This window comes from Rosettibacter sp. KY25, assembly GCF_057554405.1.
In genome coordinates this window covers 64967-71653 of sequence record NZ_BAAJAO010000016.1, presented here as the reverse complement: position 1 = coordinate 71653, position 6687 = coordinate 64967, and the positions used below count along the sequence as shown (strand labels likewise).

Below are 6687 nucleotides of genomic sequence, written 5' to 3'. Positions count from 1 at the left end.
CCTTTTTAACAAACGCATCTTTATATTTGTATAAATAAATCTGAATATTTATTCATAATTATGAATCAGCAAACAAAACCATTATCATTTCCAAAAGAAAAAATTAAGATCCTTCTTCTTGAAGGAATTCATGAAAATGCAATTAATTACTTTCATAAACATGGTTATACAAATGTTGAATGCTTGAAACATGCTCTTCATGATGAACATTTAATTGAGAAAATAAAGGATGTTCATATTATTGGCATAAGGTCACGAACTAATTTGACAAAAGAAGTTCTTAAGCATGCAAAAAAATTGATTGCAATTGGATGCTTCAGCATTGGAACAAATCAAGTTGATTTATTAGCTGCAAAGTTAAAAGGAATTCCAGTTTTTAATGCTCCATTTTCTAACACTCGCTCTGTTGCAGAACTGGTTATAAGTGAATGTATTTTTTTAATTAGAGGAATACCAGAAAAAAATTTCTATGCTCACCAAGGTAAGTGGTTTAAAGAAGCAAAAAATTCTTTTGAGGTGCGAGGCAAAAATATTGGTATAGTAGGATATGGACACATTGGCTCTCAAGTTTCAATTCTTGCTGAAAGCTTGGGAATGAATGTTTACTATTATGATATTGAAAAGAAATTAAGTTTGGGAAATGCAAAAGCTTGCTCTTCTCTTGATGAATTGCTTCAGGTTTCTGACATTGTTACACTTCACGTGCCCGAAACTGAATTAACAAAAAATATGATTACAAAACGAGAATTATCTTTAATGAAAAAAGGTTCATACTTAATTAATACATCAAGAGGAAGTGTAGTTAATCTGAATGACTTAGCAGAAGCAATAGAAAATAAACATCTCAATGGAGCTGCAATTGATGTGTATCCAGAAGAACCTGTTTCAAATGGCGATGGTTTTTCATGTGTACTTCAAAAATATCCAAATGTAATTTTGACTCCGCATATTGGAGGAAGCACAGTTGAAGCTCAAGAAAATATTGCACTCGAAGTTTCAGAGAAATTAGTTAAATACTGTGATATTGGTTCTACAATTGGAGCTACTAACTTTGTTGAAATTTCTTTGGCTCCAAATGTAGATAAACAACGATATCTTCACATACATCATAACCAACCTGGTGTGATGAACAAAATTACTAAAGTTTTTACTGCACGTAAATTGAACATTGGTGCACAATATCTACAAACAGATCCTTACATTGGTTATGTTATTATTGATATCGACAGTAAAGAACACCCTAAAGAAATTTTAAAAGAACTAAAAGCTATACCAGAGACAATTAAAGCAAGAGTGTTGTTGTAAATTTTCTTGATCAATTTTATCTGGCTACAATCATCTTTTTTGTAATCAATCCCAATGATGTTATAAGCTGATAAAAATATACTCCACTTGAAATTTTACTTCCATCAAAATTAATTTCATAACTTCCGGGAAGTTTATGTTCGTTGACTAATGTTGTAATTTCTTTGCCGAGTGCATCATATATTTTTAATGTAACAAAACTTTTGTATGGCAGGTGATAACTTATGACTGTCACAGGATTAAAAGGATTGGGATAGTTTTGATATAATTCGTATTTGTCTGGAAGATTTAATCTTCCGACTTTTGTTTTTACTGTTCCTTTGATTTTATAGATTCTTCCTCCAGCATAATCGGCAAAGTAAAGCTCATTCTTCTCATCAACACCAAATGTTGATACGCTGTGATTGGTTTTGAATAGTAATTTGTTAGTAGCATTTTTGCCGTCATATTCAAGTGCCCAGATATTGCCGGTTACGAAATCTCCATAAACATATTTTCCATAAATTTCTTCTGCATTATTTCCTCTATAGACAAATCCTCCTGTAATTGAATATCCGCCATCTTCATTGTGTCCATATTCCCAGATTGGCATTGTAAGATTTGTTGTATCACAATTTCTTGAGGGATTGTAGCAATGAAATCCTTCCATTATTCTCCAGCCATAATTTTTTCCTTTTTCGATAATATCAATTTCTTCCCATAAATTTTGACCAACATCAGCAGCCCATAATTTGCCAGTTAATTTATCAAAGCTGAACCGCCATACATTTCTTAAACCCCATGCGTAAATTTCTTCTTTTAATCCGTTAGTATTTCCTTTGAATGGATTATCGTTCGGAATAGAATAATTTTTATTGTTTTCAAATTTGTTGACATCAATTCTCAAAATTTTTCCAAGATGTGATTTTAGATTCTGTGCATTGTTTTGAGGGTCGCCTGCAGAACCTCCATCACCAAATGAGATATAAAGAAAACCATCAGGTCCAAATGCAAGCTGTCCACCATTATGATTTGAGTATGGTTGTTCAACTTCGAGGAGAATTAATTCGCTATTTTTGTCGGCTCTATTTGGATTATTTTTACTTACACTAAATCTTGAAATAATTGTTCTTCTTGGATTGCTTGTTGTGTAATCAACAAAAAAGTAGCCGTTATTTTTATAATCTGGATGAAAAGCTAAACCAAGAAGACCTTGTTCTCCTCCAAACAAAACTTTTTCTGAAATATCAAGAAATACTTCTGCTGAAGTAACATTAGAATCATTTTCAATTACATAAATTTTGCCCGTCTGTGAAACTATGAATAATCTGTTTGTTCCATCATTTGCATTTTGAATATCAACAGGTTGTTCAATTGTAATATTTGGAAATGCAGGTAATATTTTTAATTGTGCTGGCGAAGAACTGCAGCCCAAAATTAAAATTAAAGATAGAGCAAATAATTTTTTCATTATTCCTCCTATGCTTTTCTCAGAAAACAAATTTGAAATAAAAAAGTTCTAAAACAGAAATGAACTTTATGATTTTTTAGCATCTGAAAAATTTCATTCATATCTTTGCAAAGCATTCAAATAAACAAATGAAAGGGACAAAAATGAAATCACTGAATAAATTTTTAGCAGCAATATTTATAACAGCTTTATTTTTTGCAACGTTAAAAGCTGATGAAAATTCAATTAAAAAGGCAGAAAATTTCAAGCTGAAAGATTATAATGGAAAAGAATATCAGCTCAGCGATTTTAAAGATTCAAAAGCTATTGTTATAATTTTTATTGCAACTCAATGCCCTGTTTCTAATGCATACAATTCAAGAATGGAAAAAATTTATGAAGAATACAAAAACAAAGGAGTAGCATTTATTGGAATTAATTCAAATAAACAAGAAAGTGTTGAAGAAGTAAGAGAACATGCCAAAAAGAATAATCTAAACTTTGTTATTCTTAAGGATGTGAATAATGTTATTGCAGATAAATTCAAAGCATCAGTTACGCCGGAAGTTTTTGTGCTTAATTCTGAATTTGATGTTCTTTATCATGGAAGAATAGATGATTCTCGAAAAGAAGAGGATGTAAAGAGTGAAGATTTGCGTAATGCATTGAATGAAATTTTACAAGGGAAAAAAGTAACTAAAACAGAAACTAAAGCATTTGGCTGCACAATAAAAAGGGTGAATTAAAATGCGAAGAAATTTTTTTCTTTTTTGTTTTTTGTTGATTGCTTCAGGATTTAGTTTTATTCAAAGCAATGATGTAACTATTGAGAAAATTGATAAATCCAAACTTCAAAAATTGATTAAAGAAAGAAAGGGAAAATTACTTTTTCTAAATGTGTGGGCTACATGGTGCGAACCTTGCAGAGAAGAATTTCCTGCAATAGTAAAACTAGCAAATGAATTTAAAGATGTTGATTTTGCCGGCATTAGCGTGGATTTCCCCGAAGAAATTGATTCTAAGATAAAACCATTTGTAAAAAGCAATAAAGTAAATTTTCCAATCTATGTGAATGCATTTACGAACGATGAAGAATTAATAAACATGTTAAATAAGGATTGGAATGGAGCCATACCTGCAACTTTTATTTATGATAAATCAGGAAAATTGATAGCTTTTATTGAAGGAAAAAAATCTTATGAAGAATTTCTTAAAAATATAGAAAGAGCAAGACGCAAATAGTCTTGCTCTGTTAAAATTACTTTGTCAGTTCGAAGTGGTCAAATAATTCGCCTGAAGCAGTAAAAGAATCATAAATTAATTTATGCTCGTCAATTGATATAACCTGAAATAGTTGTGTAAAAGAACCAAGTTTTTCAATTAAGTTAGAATACATTGGATTTGGTTTGTATTGTTTTGGACCGGATACAGAAGTAATATAAATTGTTCCTTCGGGATTTATCTTGCCTCCTTTGATTCGATAGGTTCTTGCATAAGTATGGTCGTGTCCTTGTAAGACTAAATCAACTTTGTATTTATCAAAAATTGGCATGAAAGCATCGCGAATTTTTTTATTGTCTCTTCCTTCACCAGTTGAATAAACAGGATGATGATAAACAACAATTGTCCATTTATTTTTATTTGTAGATAAAATTTTATTCAGCCAGTTTGCTTGTTCTTCTAAATTATAGTTTGTATTTAGAAAAATAAATCTTACTCCTTGATAATCAACATAGTAAACAGATTCTTTCATGTTATCTATTCCATTTTCTGGAAGCGTAAACATTTTTTCCCATAAGACATAATCATTAATTCTCTTTTTCTTTCCATCGACATTTTCAATTGTTAAATCATGATTTCCCACAGCCATAACAGAAGGAATCATTCTATGAATAAATCCAGAAGCTTCAAACCATTCTTTCCATTGATTATCTTCTGGTTCATTTGTTAAATCGCCAACAAAAAGCCAGAATGCAGCATCTGGAGCTTTTCGAAATGCTTCTCGAAATATTCTTGATACATCTTCTCTCAAATCGTTTTGAGGATCACCAAAGTAAATAAACTTAAATGGAACATTATTTTTATTTGCAGTTCTAAATTGATTCCATTCACTCCATAAAGAATCAGAACCAACACGATAAACATAAACTGTATTTTCAGAAAGGTCTTTTAATATTGTTGAGTAATAATAAACTTTTTTTCCGTCTTCAAATGTTAGAGAGTCAGTTTCTGCATTAACTGAAATTAATTTTTCTTTGAATTCTATCCACTTTGTAGAAACTGCATATTGAACCTGCGGATTTTTGTATTTAAGATTTGACTGCCAAGTTATTGCAATGCTGTTGTAAGGAGTTTCTGTTAAGTTTAAGATTATTCTTTCCGGTAAATTTTCCTGTGCATAATTTTTATTTATAAACAAAAAAATAAGAACAAAAAATATTCGAGTTAGAGTTTTCATTGTTCACCTCTGAATATGTTATTTGTGTATTTAAGTATATCAAATTTTCTTTTGCATCCTGAATAATTCATATAACGAATTTTGCCAAATATTGGTCTTTCATTCCATGCTCTGTCGTGAACACCACCAATTGACCATGCAATACCAGTATAACCATTTGGGTCTCTGCCGTCGAGTTCATATTTATCGTTAAGATAAATTGCATATTTTAAAGCAGTTTCAGGTGAATCAGTCCATTGTAAAATTTTTTTTGCCCAATACATTCTCAAGTAGCTGTGCATTTTTCCTTTTTTAACCATTTCGAGTTGAGCAGCATTCCATAAGTCATCATGAGTGGTTCCATTTTCAAGTTCTTTGAGTGAATAGATATATTCTCGTTTATCTTTGCGATGTTCATTAAGAGTTTGTTTTGCCCAATCTGGAAATCCATCGAATGAATCATATTTTTTGTTGAAGTAACAAAAGTTGTCCGCTAATTCTCTTCTTACAATTAATTCTTCAAGAAATTCTTCTCTTGATTTGCAGTAAGGAGCTCTTTTAAGAAGTTCGAGAGCAACTCTTTGAGCAGAAATTTGTCCAAAATGGAGATAAGGAGAAAGATTCGACAAAACATTTTCATTAGGGTCGTTTCTTTTTTCGGAATAGTAAGGAAGTTTTTCTTCAATGAATAAATCAAGCATTTTTATGGCTTCATCTTCTCCGGGTAGAATCCAATTTACTTCTTTAACAGTCATATCAACATTTAATTTTGAGTATAAAGAATCCCAGTCAATTTTATTGATGAAAGGATTTTTTCTTAATTTTTTTATTACAGGAAATTCATCAAGAAATTCAGGAAGAAGTTTATGAATTTTGGGTCGAATTGTATAAGCTGCAAATTCCTGTTTGTCTGATGCAATTAAACAAGGGACAATATTATGTGCATCAACTTGATGAAATGGAATGTCAATTTTTTGAGCAACATATTTTTTCCATCTTCTTACAATTTTTAATGGATTAAAATCTGCAATCAAAAGTGATGCTTCTGTATTTCTTAAAAATTCTGGAATTGTATCTTCTGGATTTCCAGTTAAAGTGTAGAAAGCAACATTAAGTTCATCAAGATTTTTTTTAACTTTTTTTAAGCCTTCAATCATAAAAGAGTATTGTCGGATTGTTGCATTAAGAAAAGTTGGAACGAGATTAAATATTACAATTAAAGGCACATCTTTTTCGGTTGCATGTTTATATGCATAAATCAAAGCCCAATTGTCGTTAACTCTCTGGTCTCTTTGCATCCAGTAAACAACGGGACCGTTTTTATCGATTCCGGCTTTTAGAATGCGAGCTCTTTTAGGATTAATCATGAATATGTAACTTGAAAATTATATTATTAACATTTGGTTTGATTAATAATGTAATTTAGATTGCAATAATATAAAATGTGAGTGAGATTAAAAAAATTAAAAAATATCCGATAATCTTAATGAAGAAATATGTCTATTTAGTTAATTGC

At 30.5% G+C, this 6687-nt stretch carries 6 protein-coding genes; 3 read left to right on the top strand and 3 right to left on the bottom strand.

Annotated elements, in window-relative coordinates:
* Positions 1-60 precede the first annotated feature (60 nt).
* Entirely contained in the window at positions 61-1305 is a 1245-nt protein-coding gene (gene serA, locus AC27L2_RS10350) for a phosphoglycerate dehydrogenase (RefSeq protein WP_487211693.1), read from the top strand.
* A 16-nt stretch (positions 1306-1321) separates the two neighbouring features.
* Here the strand turns inward: serA and AC27L2_RS10345 are convergent, their stop codons facing one another.
* Positions 1322-2755: a PQQ-dependent sugar dehydrogenase gene (locus AC27L2_RS10345; protein ID WP_487211692.1), complete on the bottom strand. Its 1434-nt coding sequence runs from the start codon at positions 2753-2755 to the stop codon at positions 1322-1324.
* Positions 2756-2898: 143 nt separating this feature from the next.
* Between AC27L2_RS10345 and AC27L2_RS10340 the strand changes: the two genes are divergently transcribed.
* Complete coding sequence (locus AC27L2_RS10340; protein WP_487211691.1) at positions 2899-3480, top strand: thioredoxin family protein; 582 nt, start codon at positions 2899-2901, stop codon at positions 3478-3480.
* A 1-nt stretch (position 3481) separates the two neighbouring features.
* Positions 3482-3976, top strand: a complete 495-nt coding sequence (locus AC27L2_RS10335) for a TlpA family protein disulfide reductase (RefSeq protein ID WP_487211690.1) — start codon at positions 3482-3484, stop codon at positions 3974-3976.
* Between the two features lie 16 nt (positions 3977-3992).
* Here the strand turns inward: AC27L2_RS10335 and AC27L2_RS10330 are convergent, their stop codons facing one another.
* Together AC27L2_RS10330 and AC27L2_RS10325 are read right to left on the bottom strand one after the other, a co-directional pair.
* Positions 3993-5192, bottom strand: a complete 1200-nt coding sequence (locus tag AC27L2_RS10330) for a purple acid phosphatase family protein (RefSeq protein ID WP_487211689.1) — start codon at positions 5190-5192, stop codon at positions 3993-3995.
* Positions 5189-6538 (bottom strand): deoxyribodipyrimidine photo-lyase, encoded by a 1350-nt coding sequence (locus AC27L2_RS10325; protein WP_487211688.1) that lies wholly within the window; start codon positions 6536-6538, stop codon positions 5189-5191. Before AC27L2_RS10325 ends, AC27L2_RS10330 begins: the two co-directional genes overlap by 4 nt.
* Positions 6539-6687: the final 149 nt, after the last annotated feature.